Consider the following 16,556-nt stretch of genomic DNA (forward strand, 5'->3'; position numbering starts at 1 on the left):
TGCATGACCAGCCAGGTAATGATTTACAGCGGCAAGTTTTACTTCAAATGAATGTTTCATAAACTGCACCTTCAGATGTCAGATTATGTCCAACATTTGGGGTGCAGTTCACCAGCATCGCATCCGGCGACCAGGTCGCACGGTATCATCGAAATGACATTAACGACGCATACTCTTTGACAACATCATCTGCCACTTCTGCTCGCGGTTAAGTTCCGTGAGCGGAACGGCAGGAATACGCGGCGTCTTTCTTACGCCGACTAATTTTTCCCGACTGTTATTGCGCAGGCGCGCGTAAATTTGCTCATCGATATCGACCACTTTAACCAGTCGCTGACACTGGCATCCCCGCCCTTCCAGCTTATTAGGGATCATCTTAACTTCGCAGCTTATTTCTGTGACTTCCGACAGAATATAAGTCAGGGTATTAACCGCCTTGCTGTGTTCAATATCGAAATGAATAGAGATCTCTCTTGCTATCACCCACCGATTTTCAGCCATCATCCATTCGGCGATTAACAAGTAGAGTGGTTTTTCAACATATCCTTCACACATACGAACTCCAGTTTCACAAATTAAAAGTCTGGCTATGACTCGTTTTGAAGCAATTAAACAAGGCCATATTAAAATTGTGGATATATCGATAGTATGCAACTTCACCGTCGATAAGTGTGAGCTAAATCCTGCTTATGTCATCAAAAATATCGATTCCCCAAAAGATTTACTTAATGGGCAAAAAAAACGGTCCTCATCAGAGAACCGTATTAGTTATTCGATCAAATTAGCGGATGAAAAATATCCGCCATGACACGCTATTATTTGATCTGCGCGTGCATTTCCTGCACCGAAATTACTTTTTCGGTCGCATCAGCATTCAGCGCCATCGCAGTAGCGAAACCACCGTTCAGGGTAGTGTCATAATGCACTTTATATTGCAGCGCACTGCGACGGATCACGCGGGAGTCTTCAATCGCACGACGGCCTGAGGTGGTGTTGATGATGTAGGTATATTCGCCATTCTTAATACGGTCCTGAATGTGCGGACGGCCTTCATGCACCTTGTTCACCAGACGCGGATTGATACCCGCTTCGCCCAGCACAATCGCCGTGCCGTGAGTCGCATCCAGCTCGAAGCCCTGTTTCAGCAGTTTTGCCGCCAGGTCCACCACGCGTTCTTTATCGCCTTCGCGCACGGAAAGCAGCGCACGACCGTGTTTCTTCATGGTGGAGTTGCTGCCCAGCTGCGCTTTGGCAAACGCTTCAGCGAAGGTGCGGCCCACGCCCATGACTTCCCCGGTAGAGCGCATTTCTGGCCCTAACAGCGGGTCAACGCCCGGGAATTTATTGAACGGCAGCACCACTTCTTTCACCGAGTAGTACGGCGGGATAACTTCTTTGGTTACGCCCTGCTCAGCCAGCGATTTGCCAGCCATCACACGCGCCGCCACTTTTGCCAGCGGTACGCCGGTGGCTTTGGAGACGAACGGAACGGTACGCGCCGCACGCGGGTTAACTTCAATCAGGTAGACTTCGTTGTTTTTCACCGCAAACTGCACGTTCATCAGGCCGCGCACCTGCAATTCGAAGGCCAGTTTCTGCACCTGCTGGCGCATCACATCCTGAATTTCCTGACTTAAGGTGTAGGCTGGCAGAGAACATGCGGAGTCACCGGAGTGCACGCCCGCCTGCTCAATATGCTCCATGATGCCGCCAATCAGCACCATTTCGCCGTCGCAGATGGCATCCACGTCAACTTCTACTGCGTCATCAAGGAAATGATCCAGCAACACTGGCGCATCGTTAGATACGCTGACCGCTGTCTGGAAGTAGCGACGCAGGTCAGCTTCGTCATAGACGATTTCCATCGCCCGACCGCCGAGAACGTAAGACGGACGCACCACCAGCGGGTAGCCAATCTCTTTCGCTTTCTCAACCGCCATTTCGATGGTGGTAACGGTGGCGTTCGCCGGTTGTTTCAGTTTCAGACGCTCAACCGCATGCTGGAAGCGTTCACGGTCTTCCGCACGGTCGATGGCATCCGGGCTGGTACCGATAACCGGTACGCCAGCAGCTTCCAGCGCGCGCGCCAGTTTCAGCGGGGTCTGACCGCCGTACTGGACGATAACGCCTTTCGGCTTCTCAATACGCACAATTTCCAGCACGTCTTCCAGAGTTACCGGCTCGAAGTAGAGGCGATCGGAAGTGTCGTAGTCGGTAGAGACGGTTTCCGGGTTACAGTTAACCATAATGGTTTCGTAACCGTCTTCGCGCAGCGCCAGCGAGGCGTGTACGCAGCAGTAGTCGAATTCGATACCCTGACCGATACGGTTCGGGCCGCCGCCGAGCACCATGATTTTTTCACGGTCGGTAGACGGATTCGCTTCGCACTCTTCTTCATAAGTGGAGTACATGTAAGCGGTGTCGGTGGCGAACTCTGCCGCACAGGTATCCACGCGCTTATAAACCGGGTGCAGGTCATACTGGTCGCGCAGCTTGCGGATTTCTGCTTCACGCACGCCCGCGAGTTTTGCCAGACGCGCGTCGGCAAAGCCTTTGCGTTTCAGCTGGCGCAGGAAGTCAGCGTTCAGGCCAGTGATGCCCACTTCTGCGACTTTCTCTTCCAGACGCACCAGCTCTTCAATCTGTACCAGGAACCAGCGATCAATGTTGGTCAAATTAAACACACCGTCTACAGACAGGCCCGCGCGGAAGGCATCAGCGATATACCAGATACGCTCTGCGCCTGCATCTTTCAGTTCGCGGCGAATTTTGGTCAGCGCTTCCGGATCATCGAGGCTGACTTTCGGGTCGAAGCCAGTTGCGCCCACTTCCAGGCCGCGCAGCGCTTTTTGCAGGGATTCCTGCTGCGTGCGCCCAATCGCCATCACTTCGCCAACCGATTTCATCTGAGTGGTCAGACGGTCGTTCGCCCCGGCGAATTTCTCGAAGTTGAAGCGAGGAATTTTGGTGACCACGTAGTCGATGGACGGCTCGAAGGAGGCCGGAGTACGCCCGCCGGTGATGTCGTTCATCAGTTCGTCGAGGGTGTAACCCACCGCCAGTTTCGCCGCCACTTTAGCAATCGGGAAACCGGTCGCTTTCGACGCCAGCGCCGAAGAACGCGACACGCGCGGGTTCATTTCGATAACAATCAGGCGACCGTTTTTCGGGTTCACCGCAAACTGGACGTTAGAACCACCGGTTTCAACGCCGATTTCACGCAGCACCGCCATCGAGGCGTTACGCATGATTTGATATTCTTTGTCGGTCAGCGTTTGGGCTGGCGCGACAGTGATGGAGTCACCGGTGTGGATGCCCATCGCATCAAAGTTTTCGATAGAGCAGACGATGATGCAGTTGTCGTTTTTATCACGCACCACTTCCATCTCGTACTCTTTCCAGCCGATCAGCGACTCGTCAATCAGCAACTCTTTGGTCGGAGAGAGATCCAGACCGCGGGCGCAAATTTCTTCAAACTCTTCGCGGTTATAAGCGATACCGCCACCGCTACCACCCATGGTAAAGGATGGGCGAATAATGCACGGGAAGCCCACGTCAGCGGCAACCGCCAGCGCTTCTTCCATGGTGTGCGCGATACCGGAACGCGCGGTTTCGAGGCCGATTTTCTTCATCGCTACGTCGAAACGGCGGCGGTCTTCTGCTTTATCAATCGCATCGGCAGTGGCACCAATCATGGTGACGCCGAACTCTTCCAACACGCCCTGACGTTCCAGCTCCAGCGCGCAGTTCAGCGCCGTCTGACCGCCCATGGTTGGCAGCACCGCGTCCGGGCGCTCTTTTTCAATAATCTTGCGTACCACTTCCCAGTGAATCGGCTCGATGTAGGTCGCATCAGCCATTTCCGGGTCGGTCATGATGGTCGCAGGGTTAGAGTTCACCAGAATGACGCGGTAACCTTCTTCACGCAGGGCTTTGCATGCTTGCGCGCCAGAGTAGTCAAACTCACACGCCTGACCGATAACAATCGGGCCCGCACCCAGAATCAGGATACTTTTTATATCTGTACGTTTTGGCATGGCTCTTTTACTCCTGATTACTTAGCGGTTTTACGGTACTGCTCAATTAACTCGATAAAGTGGTCGAACAACGGCGCGGCGTCGTGTGGACCAGGGCTGGCTTCCGGGTGACCCTGGAAGCTGAACGCCGGTTTATCGGTGCGATGAATGCCCTGTAACGTACCGTCGAACAGGGATTTATGCGTGACACGCAGGTTTGCAGGTAATGTTGCTTCGTCCACCGCAAAACCGTGGTTCTGGGCGGTGATCATCACCACGTTTTTCTCAACATCTTTAACCGGATGGTTGCCGCCGTGGTGACCAAATTTCATTTTGATGGTCTTCGCACCGCTCGCCAGCGCCAGCAGCTGATGACCGAGACAGATGCCGAATACCGGAATATCGGTTTCGAGGAATTTCTGGATGGCGGTAATGGCGTAATCGCACGGGGCCGGGTCGCCAGGACCGTTGGAGAGGAAGATGCCGTCCGGATTCATTTTCAGCACATCTTCCGCAGAAGTTTGTGCCGGAACGATGGTCAGTCGACAACCTCTATCCACCAGCATACGCAGGATGTTGCGCTTGGCACCAAAATCATAAGCCACGACGTGGAACGGCAGCTCGTCTTCTTTTTTCGCTTCTGGCAGGCCGCCGGTCAGTGTCCAGCTCCCTTGTGTCCAGCTATAGGGTTCTGCGGTGGTTACTTCTTTTGCCAGATCCATGCCGTTCAGACCTGGGAACGCACGGGCTTTTTCTAACGCCAGCGCCGCATCCGGGTTGTCACCCGCAATAATGCAGCCATTCTGAGCACCTTTCTCACGCAGTAAACGCGTCAGCTTACGGGTATCGATATCGGCAATCGCCACGATGTTATGGCGCTTCAGGTAAGAAGAGAGGTCTTCGGTATTACGGAAGTTGCTGGCAATCAGCGGCAGGTCGCGAATCACCAGACCTTGGGCATGTACCTGAGAAGATTCTTCATCGGCGTCATTAGTGCCGACATTGCCAATATGGGGATAAGTAAGAGTAACGATTTGACGAGAATAGGAAGGATCAGTGAGGATTTCTTGATAACCGGTCATTGAAGTATTGAAAACGACTTCCCCAACCGCCGAACCTGTTGCCCCTATGGCCCGACCGTGAAACTGGGTTCCGTCTTCCAGAACCAATAGCGCTGACTTAATCAAAACACCCTCCAGAGAATATTCACTCACTTTATTTGCATATTAATTCACAATGATGACGTAAATCAATGCAAATCTGCTTACCGACGAATTTCTGGCAAACGGCGGCATTCTGGAGATATGGGAGCTAAAAGTCAACTTAATGGCGGGATTTTTTATATTATTTTGTGGCTCATGCATGTTTTACAGGCATTAAGCGACAAAAAGATCATATAACATGTTCTGGAAAACGCTTGCGCAGCAAGAAGATTGCATGAAATCAAAATGAGCAGAAAAAAGTGGACCAAATGGTCAAAATTTACATTAAAACAACAAAAACAGAATACAAAACATGTAATTTTCAGCATTTGCATTAAATTTAAAAACATAACACCAAAAATAAAAGGGCCAAAAATTAAAGCCCTTTATATTCAATGAATTAAATGTGTTATTTTTGCATCACTATAAATATTTTGTGGTTACAGATTATTGAGATCAAGCACATCTCGCATATCAAAAAGACCACTTTCCTTACCACTCAACCACAAAGCCGATCTTACCGCACCGTTAGCAAATGTCATGCGGCTGGATGCCTTATGGGTGATCTCCAGACGCTCGCCAATATCGGCAAACATCGCGGTATGTTCACCAACGATGTCACCTGCACGCACGGTGGCAAAACCAATGGTGCCAGGCACACGTTCACCGGTATGGCCTTCACGACTGTAGACCGCGCAATCTTTCAGATCTTTATCCAGGGCGTGGGCGATCGCCTCTCCCATTGCCAGTGCGGTGCCTGACGGCGCATCAACTTTATGTCTATGATGTGCTTCAATAATTTCGATATCGGTGTAGTCACCCATCACTTTGGCTGCTTTCTCCAGCAGCTTAAGCATGACGTTAACGCCAACGCTAAAATTGGCGGCAAAGACAATCGCAATATCGGCGGCGGCGTCACGAATCGCCTGTTTACCGGCTTCGTCAAACCCCGTAGTGCCGATCACCATACCTTTGCCATGCTGGCGACAAAAAGCGAGATGGTTCAGCGTACCTTCCGGACGGGTAAAATCGATAAACACATCAAAATCATCTTTTATCGCATCAAGACTACTTTGCACAGTAACGCCTGTTTTCCCGGCTCCGGCCAGTTCGCCCGCATCGCTGCCCAGTAAAGAAGATCCTTCGCGCTCCAGCGCCGCTCCCAGCTGCACGCCTTCTAATGCCAGCGCCGCCTGAATCAACTGGCGGCCCATACGGCCCCCGGCTCCCGCGATGGCAACGCGGATGTTTGCATCATGCATAGCTATTCTCTTTTGTTAATTTGCATAGACCGTTTTCAGAGTAACCAGCGCATCGCTACGCCGCCAGCCAAAAACGCTGATAATTAGAAATTAATGATAAACAGGGAGGGATATCAGTGAAAGGCATGACGCAGAAAGTGATGCGTCATACCCTCTGGCATTATGCCTGGTCTTGTGACTTTGACGGCAGGCAGCACAGTATAAGCAGAATTACGCCCGTAACAGGGATCAACACGGCAATGGTAACCCACCACCCTGAATATCCGATATCGTGCATCCTTCTGACGGCTAACGCTATCGCCGGTACGGCAAAAATCAACGTTAAAATAAATGACGCGGGCAGCGCAAAAAAAATGAAAACACCATAGTCATTGTTAATTGTTACCGCTAACCACCAACATAAAAGCGGAAGCAGACAGATAACGCCACTACCAATCATAAACGACCAGAACTCGAAGCGATTGGAAACACCTTCATAATTAAAGATGTTTTTCCACCCTTCCAGATACGCTTCTCCATACGTCATATAACACTTCCTTGTTTTATTATTAGAGCGCCAGGGCCAGCACCTCAGCCACCCACTGCTGGAAGCCTTTCACATCCAGCTCCAGCGCCACCTGTACATTGGCTGGTTTGTCCAGGCAACCGTCGATATCAACAACCGTCGTGCCTGAGGTAAATTCACCCTGAGTTTCTACCGCGACAAAACACGGTTTGAGAGTGAACAATTCCGGGCGCACCAGCCAGGCGATAGCGCAAAGATCGTGCATACGTAGTCCACTTTGCATACTGCCGCTACGGTAGTGGCTAAACAGGGCGTGTAGCATTTTTCCGGTGCGATTCAACTCCGGCAAAGTAGCGAGATAGTCAGGGGTTAATATTGCCTGATTGGTGACATCCAGACCGCACATGACGATTTCGATGCCGCTACGGAAGACACATGCAGCCGCTTCTGGATCGGCAGCGATATTAAACTCGGCGTTTGGTGTGCAGTTGCCGCGACCAGCAGAACCGCCCATGATCACCAGACGGCGAATATACGGCTTACATTCCGGGCATTGTGAAAGTAACAGCGCAATATTGGTTAACGGGCCGATGGCCACCAGGGTAACGGGCTCTGGCGCACGCATCAGGGCATCACGAATTGCCAGAAACGCCGGTATACCCAGTGGCTTACGGTTGTGTTCAACAAAGTCATAGCCAGCCATTCCCGATTCACCGTGTACAGATGCTGCATCACGCGGTGCGCGTACCAGCGGCACAGCGGCTCCCTGGGCGAGCGGAATCTCCGCATTCCAGAAATGCAGCAGTTGCAGGGCGTTGCGGGTCGTTTTCTCTACCGAAACATTACCCGCGACAGTGGTCATCAGTTGCAGATCGAGTTCGGGGGCAAAAATCGCGGCGGCAATGGCAACAGCATCGTCAATGCCGGGGTCTGTATCGAGGAAGATAGGTAAACGCATGTTTTCTCCATAAAAAATGCCGGTAACAAGACCGGCATTTTCGCATAACTTAGGCTGCTAATGACTTAATCGACTTCACGAATATCGACACGCAGCTCTTTCGGCACTTCGAAAACAATGTTTTCTTCACGGCCTTCCAGCGGAATGGCTTCACCACCGCCCAGCTGCTGCAAACGTGCTACCACATTCTGCACCAGAATATCCGGAGCCGATGCGCCCGCAGTCACGCCGACGTATTTAACCTCTTTCACCCACTCTTCCTGGATATCTTTCGCATCGTCAATCAAAAACGCGCGTTTGCCCATACGCTGGGCCAGCTCCGCCAGACGGTTGGAGTTGGAGGAGTTTTTCGAACCGACCACCAACACAACTTCCGCCTGTTCTGCCAGGGCGCGTACCGCTTCCTGACGGTTAGTCGTAGCGTAGCAGATGTCATCTTTGCGCGGACCGACAATTTTCGGGAAGCGTTTACGCAGCGCGTCGATCACATCAGACGTGTCATCCACCGACAGCGTGGTTTGGGTCATAAAGGAGAGCTTCTCTTCGTTTTTGACCGTCAGTTTCCACACATCGTCTGGCGATTCGACCAGATACATTCCCCCTTCCGGGTTGCTGTACTGACCCATTGTCCCTTCCACTTCCGGGTGACCGGCGTGGCCGATGAGAATAGATTCTTCGCCACGGCGACTGGCGCGGGCGACTTCCATATGCACTTTGGTCACCAGCGGACAGGTGGCGTCGAATACCGTCAAATCACGGCTTTTCGCTTCGTTACGTACCGCCTGAGAAACACCGTGTGCGGAGAAAATCAGGATCGCGCCGTCCGGTACTTCGCTAATCTGCTCAATAAAGATAGCCCCACGCTCGCGCAGGCTATCGACCACGTAGCGGTTATGCACCACTTCGTGACGGACATATATCGGTGCGCCGTAAATGGCCAGCGCGTTTTCAACAATGCTGATAGCGCGGTCTACCCCGGCACAAAAACCACGCGGGTTGGCCAACAGGATCTGCATGTTACGCCTCCAGTGCCGGATCGATTTCCAGCACTTCAATATCAAAATGAACGGTCTGCCCGGCCAGCGGATGGTTGAAATCAACGGTAATGGAGTCGCCGTTAATTTCGCGGATCACGCCAGGCATCTCACTGCCATCCATTGCGGTAAAAAGCATGATTGCGCCAATTTCTGGCTCGCCTGCATCCATAAACTCACGGCGGGAGAAGTACTGAATCAGGTCCGGTGACGGCACGCCAAACGCCGCATCTGGCTCCAGCGAGAAAGTGGTTTTATCGCCCACTTTCAGCCCCAGCAGGTGTTGCTCCAGCCCTTCGGAAAGAGAAGCATCGCCCAGGCGGAATAGCGCCGGTTTACCGTTGTTGCGGGTAGACTCGGCGGTGGTGCCATCGTCGAGTTTTAGCGTGAAGTGCACCAGGACGGCGCTATTGCTCTGTACAGATTCAGACATGCAGGTTTGCTCTTATATTTTGAGGATTTTTGCCGGATGCAGCCTACGATTTCGCAGCAATCTGTAGGCTGCATCCGGCAGGGTTTATTATTGTTTTTTCGCTTTAGAAGGCAAAAAACCTTCCAGCACAATCAGTGCCGCACCGACACAGATGGCAGTATCGGCAAGGTTGAAGGTAGCGAAGTGCCAGTCGCCGACGTAGAAGTCGATCATATCGACAACGAAGCCGTGCCACAGGCGGTCGAACAGGTTGCCCAGCGCACCGCCAATAATCAGCGCGTAAGCGATATTGTTTAGCTTCTGCGTGGCCTTCGAGCGATACATCATCACCATCAGGATCACGCTAATACCAATCGCAATACCGGCAAAGAACCAACGCTGCCAGCCGCCGCTATCGGCAAGGAAACTAAACGCCGCGCCATAGTTACGCGCATAATGCAGATTAAGCGACGGGAACAGCGGGACCGTATCCCCCAGAGCAAAGTTCTGGAGGATCAGGTATTTGCTGCCCAGATCGATAATCAGCACGACTACCACCAGCCACAGCCAGCGTAGCCCTGTTGAACAGATCGATTGACTCATCAGGCAAACTTACGTTTTTCACCGTCACCGGCGACGTTGCTGACACAGCGGCCGCAGATTTCTGCGTGTTCCGCCACCTTGCCGACATCCTGGGTGTAGTGCCAGCAGCGTGGGCACTTCTCACCTTCGGCTTTACTCAACGCGACTTTCAGCCCTTTGAGTACTTCGCTCTGCTGAGCATCAGCAGGTGCATCGTTATAGTCTGCAACGGTAGCGCCGGAGGTCAACAGGACAAATCGTAATTCATCGCCCAGCGCGGTCAGTTTCGCCGCCAGTTCCGGTTCTGCATACAAGGTTACTGCCGCTTCCAGCGAGCCGCCCACTTTCTTGTCGGCACGCGCTTGCTCAATGACTTTGTTCACTTCGCCACGCACTTTCAACAGCTCGTCCCAGAACGCATCGTTCATCGCTTCACTGTCTGCCAGACCAAACAGGCCTTCGTACCACTCGCCGGTGAAGACGTATTTTTCACGTTCGCCCGGCAGGTAGCCCCACACTTCATCAGCGGTGAAGGAGAGGATTGGTGCCATCCAGCGCACCAGCGCTTCTGCGATGTGATACAGCGCAGTCTGGCAGCTACGACGCGCCACACTGTCAGCTTTGGCGGTATACTGACGGTCTTTGATGATGTCGAGGTAGAATGAACCCATCTCAACGGAGCAGAAGCGCATCAGACGCTGTACCACTTCGTGGAAATCGTATGCTTCGTACGCCTTGAGGATGTCTTCCTGTGCCGCTTTCGCACAACCTACGGCCCAGCGATCCAGTACCACCATCTCTTCCGGTTTCACCATATCTTTTGCCGGATCAAAACCGTTCAGGTTTGCCAGCAGGAAGCGCGCGGTGTTACGGATACGACGATAGCTGTCGGCAGCACGTTTCAGGATTTCGTCAGAAACGGCCATTTCACCAGTGTAGTCAGTTGATGCCACCCACAGACGCAGAATATCCGCGCCCAGTTTGTTCATCACATCCTGCGGCGAAACGGTGTTGCCGATGGATTTAGACATCTTGCGGCCCTGACCATCCACGGTAAAGCCGTGGGTCAGTACCTGACGATACGGTGCTTTGCCCTTCATCGCGGTAGAGATCATCAGAGAGGACATGAACCAGCCACGGTGCTGGTCTGAACCTTCCAGATACATGTCCGCAGCGTGACCGGCAAATTCCGGACGCACGTCAACAACGGAAGAGTGGGTAGATCCGGAGTCAAACCATACGTCGAGAGTATCCGGCACTTTCACGTACTGATCAGCTTCATCGCCGAGGATCTCTTTCGCATCGAGATCCCACCACGCCTGGATGCCGTCAACTTCCACGCGTTTAGCCACTTCTTCCATCAGTTCGAGGGTACGCGGATGCAGCTCTTCCGTGTCTTTATGCACGAACAGTGACATCGGTACGCCCCAGGTGCGCTGACGGGAGATACACCAGTCAGGACGGTTAGCAACCATCGACTCGATACGCGCCTGGCCCCAGTCCGGGATCCACTGCACGCCTTTGATCTCTTTCAGTGACTGCGCACGCAGACCTTTCTGATCCATGCTGACGAACCACTGCGGCGTCGCACGGAAGATGATCGGCGTTTTGTGACGCCAGCAGCACGGATAGCTGTGCTGCATTTTCTCAACGTGCAACAGCGCGCCTTTTTCCTGCAGCAGCGCAACAACGATGTCGTTCGCTTTGAAAACGTTCACGCCATCCAGCGTCGGGTAAGTACCCGGCAGATAAGTGCCGTCCGGGCCAACCGGGTTAGCGGTTTCCAGGCCGTATTTCTGACCGATCACATAGTCGTCCGGGCCGTGGCCAGGCGCGGTGTGAACGGCACCGGTACCGGCATCCAGCGTAACGTGGTCGCCGAGAATTGTCGGAACATCGAAGTCCATAAACGGATGGGTAAAGCGTAGCAGCTCAAGCTCCGCACCTTTTACCGTGCCGAGAATGGTGTAATCGGTCACGCCGATACGCTGCATTACGCTTTCAACCAGATCTTTCGCCAGAATCACGGCCTGACCGTCGATCTGCACCAGCGCATAGTCGAAATCAGGTGCAATAGAGATTGCGCGGTTGGCAGGCAGAGTCCACGGCGTAGTGGTCCAGATCACCAGCGAGATTGGGCCGTTAACGTTGCTTACGGCAAATTTTGCTTTCAGTGCATCCTGATCGACCGCCTGGAAAGCGACGTCGATGGACGGAGAAGTTTTGTCGTAATACTCAACTTCCGCTTCCGCCAGCGCAGAACGGCAGTCAACGCACCAGTGTACCGGCTTCGCGCCTTTGTGCAGGTGACCGTTGCCGATGATTTTGCCCAGCGCGCGGATGATATTGGCTTCAGTTTTGAAGTCCATGGTCAGGTACGGGTGCGACCAGTCACCCAGCACGCCCAGACGGATAAAGTCTTTGCGTTGACCGTCAACCTGGGTCGCAGCGTATTCGCGGCACTTGGCGCGGAACTCGGCAGCGGTGAATTTCTCACCCGGCTTACCGTATTCTTGCTCTACTTTCAGCTCGATCGGCAGACCATGACAGTCCCAGCCAGGCACATACGGCGAGTCATAACCGGAAAGCCCTTTGGACTTCACGATAATGTCTTTCAGAATCTTGTTAACCGAGTGACCAATATGAATGCTGCCATTCGCATAAGGAGGGCCATCATGCAGAATGAAGGTTTTTTTGCCTTTTTTAGCCGCACGGATGATGCCGTACAGATCATCATCAGTCCAACGCGCCAGCATTCCCGGTTCGCGCTTGGCGAGATCGCCACGCATCGGGAACCCTGTTTCCGGCAAATTCAGGGTTGATTTATAGTCACTCATCAGATTCTCGGTTCCGTGTTTCGGTTTGATTACATAACAGGCTTAAGCCGGTTTTGTTAGCCCAAAAAATTCGCGGGCGGTTAATTCATCACGCGCAATCTGCGCTTTCAGTTCGTCCAGCGACGCAAATCGCTGCTCATTGCGTATTTTTTTACGCAGCACTACTTGTATATGGCGACCGTAAAGGTCCATTGCAACATCTAACAAATGCACTTCCAGCTGCTGGCGAATACCGGCAACCGTTGGGCGTGTTCCGATGTTTGCCACGCCGGGTAACGGCTTTTCACCGAGACCCAGCACTTCTACCGCATAAACCCCTTTCACCGGGGAAACCTGACGGCGTAGCGGTACATTCGCCGTCGGGAAACCTATAGTGCGCCCTAATTCATCACCGTGGACTACACGCCCGGAGATGGCAAACGGGTGCCCCAGTAAACTTTCTGCCAGAGCCAGATTGTCATCCGCCAGCGCCTGACGCACGGCGGTGCTGCTGATACGCACGCCACCTTCGCAAAAAGTTTGCGTACTGGTGATATCGAAGCCGTATTCCATGCCAGCTTTCTGTAATAACAAGAAATCGCCTTCACGACCAGCGCCAAAGCGGAAATCGTCACCTACGGCAAGAAATTTTACCCGCAAGTGCCTCACCAGAAGATCACTGATGAAGTTTTGCGCGGTTAACGCCGCAAAACGCCTGTCAAAACGCACGCACAGCACGTAATCAACGCCACACTCTGCAAGGTAACGCAGTTTTTCCCGCAACCGGGTCAGCCGTGCCGGGGCTTTATCAGTAGCAAACAGTTCCAGTGGTTGAGGTTCAAAAAGCATCACCATCACCGGTAAGTTGCGCTTGCGCCCTTCTTCCTGCAAGCCCTGTAACAGCGCGCGATGACCGCGATGCACGCCGTCGAAATTACCAATAGTCAGCACACACCCTTCTTGCGGGGCCTGGCTGAGATTATGTATGCCGCGTATCAGCTTCATGTCTGGCTCAAAACAGTGAAAATCGTCCGAGTATACCTTGTACAGCGGTCAAGGTTAACCGGCGATTGAGTACCGAAATCAGAAAGAAGTGGCTTTTCATTGCCATGGCGCAAATCACGGGAAGAAACTGACCGCCTGCTGCAATTTTTATCGCGGAAAAGCTGTATTCACACCCCGCAAGCTGGTAGAATCCTGCGCCATCACTACGTAACGAGTGCCGGCACATTAACGGCGCTTATTTGCACAAATCCATTGACAAAAGAAGGCTAAAAGGGCATATTCCTCGGCCTTTGAATTGTCCATATAGAACACATTTGGGAGTTGGACCTTGGCTAATATCAAATCAGCTAAGAAGCGCGCCATTCAGTCTGAAAAGGCTCGTAAGCACAACGCAAGCCGTCGCTCTATGATGCGTACTTTCATCAAGAAAGTATACGCAGCTATCGAAGCTGGCGACAAAGCTGCTGCACAGAAAGCATTTAACGAAATGCAACCAATCGTGGACCGTCAGGCTGCTAAAGGTCTGATCCACAAAAACAAAGCTGCACGTCATAAGGCTAACCTGACTGCACAGATCAACAAACTGGCTTAATTGCCAATTTGCTGAAGCTTTGTGAAAAAGCCCGCGCAAGCGGGTTTTTTTATGCCTGCTGCTTTGTGATGTGTGAGAAAACACACTGCCGGTTGCCAGATAGTTAAAAGATGCTGGTTCTTGCAGACATGCAGTTACACTCTCTGAACTCTTCGTGGCTTAAGAATCGTAGAATCATCGGTTGATACATTCTGAATAAGAATATCTACTCAATCTTCAGACTCCCCCTACACAGAATGTGGAGATTGTGATACACATTGAGGTATTAAACTTAAGACCACTCTATTTTTGAATTAAATTCCTATACACTTTAACCATTCATAAATATCTCCTTATTAGACCTTGTAAATTATTAACAGCAATCAACACAGGTTATCTACCTATTTATATTGTACTTCTTAAAATTAATGAGCGATTTTTGATAGTCCTCACATTCACTCATAAATTAAATTAATAAAAATTCATCAACTTCAAGGACTGATAATGACAGATGGTATCTCAACTTCGCCACATTGTCTTTATAAATCAAATATAGCAGATGATGTAATAATAAATAAAACAAGACAAAATGAGTTAGTAAAAGTGTTTTGCGAGTATAAAACAGAGTTCTTAATTTTGTTTGATGACTTTTTCAGAAGCCAGCATTTGCCTAAACCATCTCCAGTCCTTCATCATTTTTTTCAATACACTCATCTAAGAGATGCACATTTTTATAGATGTAAACTCATAGAACATACAGTTCAATTATCTTTTTTTAAACACAAAGGCATTACATTACTTAGATTGGATGTTTTTGATGACATAACAAGCGAATGTCTTTCTGAAGAAATTAAAATATATCAAGAATGCTATGAAAAATTCATTAAGTTTTTAAAGGCAAACTTCAACCAGGAAATATATCCACAGCTATATATTCCTGAGATATTTTATGAGGCCTGCAAAAATCTCCAGTCATTTTTTTATCATCAGGAGACGTCACAAAATGCAAAATACAGTGAAATAGACAAGAAAAAAAGTCACCTTAACCAGGAAATCAAAAAGCTAATCAAAGAAAATATTTTCCCTGAGCTATACAATGAGCAATGTAATAAAATCCCCTCCTCATCGATAGATGATAACCAGGGAATAATATGGCAGAATTTTAAAACTAGCAATGCGGCATATTCACAACTATGTGAAAAATCAGCTTTATTTAAAAGCATATCCAGTCGATTAATAGAAAAATCAGCTTACTGCTCAGCTGAAAACACGATGACCAATAAATTCGAAGTTGTCTTTTCTTACTGCGGAGATAATGTAAAGGAATTTATACTTTTATTACCCTATAATAAATCACTGGAGATGTATGAACTTAACGATCAAAAGATCCAGTATTTGACTGCCCCTAATATCAATATACATAAAATGTCGCTATCAAATATAACAATAGAAAAGAGCAACCTTTCATATGGGTATTATTTTGGCTGTATATTATCCAATATATCATGTTTTGAAAGCGACTTATCAAATACCATCTTTTCAAATGGAGAAATTAATAAACTCTTCATTAAAAAAAGCAACATATTTGGAGCATCATTCACTAATACCAGAATAAAAAATTTGCGCTGTGAAGATATTATGCCTGGTCGATGGACCACTCAACTTGTCAATAAGCACTTAGGTTACCGATACACCGGAGTATTCAAAACCCTGGCAAGTATTGATGACAAACCGTCCCGTTTCGAAATTTTGATACCATTGATACAAACTTTAGTTCGCGACAATGTAAAGCTAAATAATGATGTGTATAAAGAACTTAATAATTTTATGCTCGATTACGACAAAACATCCTCAGAAATGAGAAAATACCTTCAGAGCATCAACGAGTGTATGCTCCTTATGAAAAACATAGTTCATCAAGATTAAAACACTCCCAAAAGAAGTAATTTCAGAATGAAATTATCTGTGATGATTATTAATTCACTGCAGAGAAACAAAAAATAATCTGAAGCATGATCTTAAACATCCCACTCTGTCACTCTAATGATGGCACCTTGCTCTTCTTATAAAGAAGGGAACAATTAAGAATATTAAATTTTCAAAGTTTCATCAACTTCACATCAAGAAATTAAAAAATTTAAACATTAATCTAAATAATAACAACCTGATCACATAATCGGGTTTGAAAACGAG

Annotated in this window: 14 protein-coding genes; 2 read left to right on the forward strand and 12 right to left on the reverse strand. The window is 49.9% G+C overall.

All coding sequences use genetic code 11. The annotated features are described in order from the left end of the window. Positions 1-159 precede the first annotated feature (159 nt). From caiF to ACJHX7_RS25050, 12 genes are all read right to left on the reverse strand, one after another. A complete protein-coding gene (gene caiF, locus ACJHX7_RS24995) occupies positions 160-555 on the reverse strand; it encodes a carnitine metabolism transcriptional regulator CaiF (RefSeq protein ID WP_000333125.1) in 396 nt (131 codons plus the stop codon). A 260-nt stretch (positions 556-815) separates the two neighbouring features. Continuing rightward, entirely contained in the window at positions 816-4,037 is a 3,222-nt protein-coding gene (carB, locus tag ACJHX7_RS25000; RefSeq protein WP_094030559.1) for a carbamoyl-phosphate synthase large subunit, read from the reverse strand. A 17-nt stretch (positions 4,038-4,054) separates the two neighbouring features. After that, a complete protein-coding gene (gene carA, locus ACJHX7_RS25005; RefSeq protein WP_032233908.1) occupies positions 4,055-5,203 on the reverse strand; it encodes a glutamine-hydrolyzing carbamoyl-phosphate synthase small subunit in 1,149 nt (382 codons plus the stop codon). A gap of 455 nt (positions 5,204-5,658) precedes the next feature. After that, the gene (dapB, locus tag ACJHX7_RS25010; RefSeq protein WP_000543585.1) at positions 5,659-6,480 is read right to left on the reverse strand and encodes a 4-hydroxy-tetrahydrodipicolinate reductase; all 822 of its coding nucleotides are present in this window, start codon (positions 6,478-6,480) and stop codon (positions 5,659-5,661) included. Positions 6,481-6,640: 160 nt separating this feature from the next. Further along, entirely contained in the window at positions 6,641-7,006 is a 366-nt protein-coding gene (locus tag ACJHX7_RS25015; protein ID WP_000220880.1) for a DUF805 domain-containing protein, read from the reverse strand. Between the two features lie 22 nt (positions 7,007-7,028). Continuing rightward, the gene (gene rihC / locus ACJHX7_RS25020; RefSeq protein WP_032172654.1) at positions 7,029-7,943 is read right to left on the reverse strand and encodes a ribonucleoside hydrolase RihC; all 915 of its coding nucleotides are present in this window, start codon (positions 7,941-7,943) and stop codon (positions 7,029-7,031) included. 65 nt (positions 7,944-8,008) lie between these two features. Beyond that, positions 8,009-8,959 (reverse strand): 4-hydroxy-3-methylbut-2-enyl diphosphate reductase, encoded by a 951-nt coding sequence (gene ispH, locus ACJHX7_RS25025; protein WP_001166398.1) that lies wholly within the window; start codon positions 8,957-8,959, stop codon positions 8,009-8,011. A 1-nt stretch (position 8,960) separates the two neighbouring features. After that, positions 8,961-9,410: an FKBP-type peptidyl-prolyl cis-trans isomerase gene (gene fkpB / locus ACJHX7_RS25030; protein ID WP_000004655.1), complete on the reverse strand. Its 450-nt coding sequence runs from the start codon at positions 9,408-9,410 to the stop codon at positions 8,961-8,963. 87 nt (positions 9,411-9,497) lie between these two features. Then, the gene (gene lspA / locus ACJHX7_RS25035) at positions 9,498-9,992 is read right to left on the reverse strand and encodes a signal peptidase II (protein WP_000083377.1); all 495 of its coding nucleotides are present in this window, start codon (positions 9,990-9,992) and stop codon (positions 9,498-9,500) included. Continuing rightward, entirely contained in the window at positions 9,992-12,808 is a 2,817-nt protein-coding gene (gene ileS, locus ACJHX7_RS25040) for an isoleucine--tRNA ligase (RefSeq protein WP_001286843.1), read from the reverse strand. Before ileS ends, lspA begins: the two co-directional genes overlap by 1 nt. Positions 12,809-12,850: 42 nt before the next feature. Beyond that, positions 12,851-13,792 (reverse strand): bifunctional riboflavin kinase/FAD synthetase, encoded by a 942-nt coding sequence (gene ribF / locus ACJHX7_RS25045; protein WP_000767339.1) that lies wholly within the window; start codon positions 13,790-13,792, stop codon positions 12,851-12,853. Positions 13,793-13,799: 7 nt separating this feature from the next. Next, a complete protein-coding gene (locus ACJHX7_RS25050) occupies positions 13,800-14,018 on the reverse strand; it encodes a DUF2575 family protein (protein ID WP_001300728.1) in 219 nt (72 codons plus the stop codon). Positions 14,019-14,120: 102 nt separating this feature from the next. On the opposite strand from ACJHX7_RS25050, the gene rpsT reads away from it, so the two are divergent. Both rpsT and espX1 read left to right on the forward strand, forming a co-directional pair. Beyond that, positions 14,121-14,384, forward strand: coding sequence for a 30S ribosomal protein S20 (rpsT, locus tag ACJHX7_RS25055; RefSeq protein WP_001274021.1), 264 nt, complete (start codon positions 14,121-14,123; stop codon positions 14,382-14,384). A gap of 483 nt (positions 14,385-14,867) precedes the next feature. After that, the gene (gene espX1 / locus ACJHX7_RS25060; RefSeq protein ID WP_094030560.1) at positions 14,868-16,289 is read left to right on the forward strand and encodes a type III secretion system effector EspX1; all 1,422 of its coding nucleotides are present in this window, start codon (positions 14,868-14,870) and stop codon (positions 16,287-16,289) included. Positions 16,290-16,556 lie beyond the last annotated feature (267 nt).

This window comes from Escherichia sp. WS1451 (assembly GCF_046487365.1).
GTDB lineage: Bacteria > Pseudomonadota > Gammaproteobacteria > Enterobacterales > Enterobacteriaceae > Escherichia > Escherichia coli.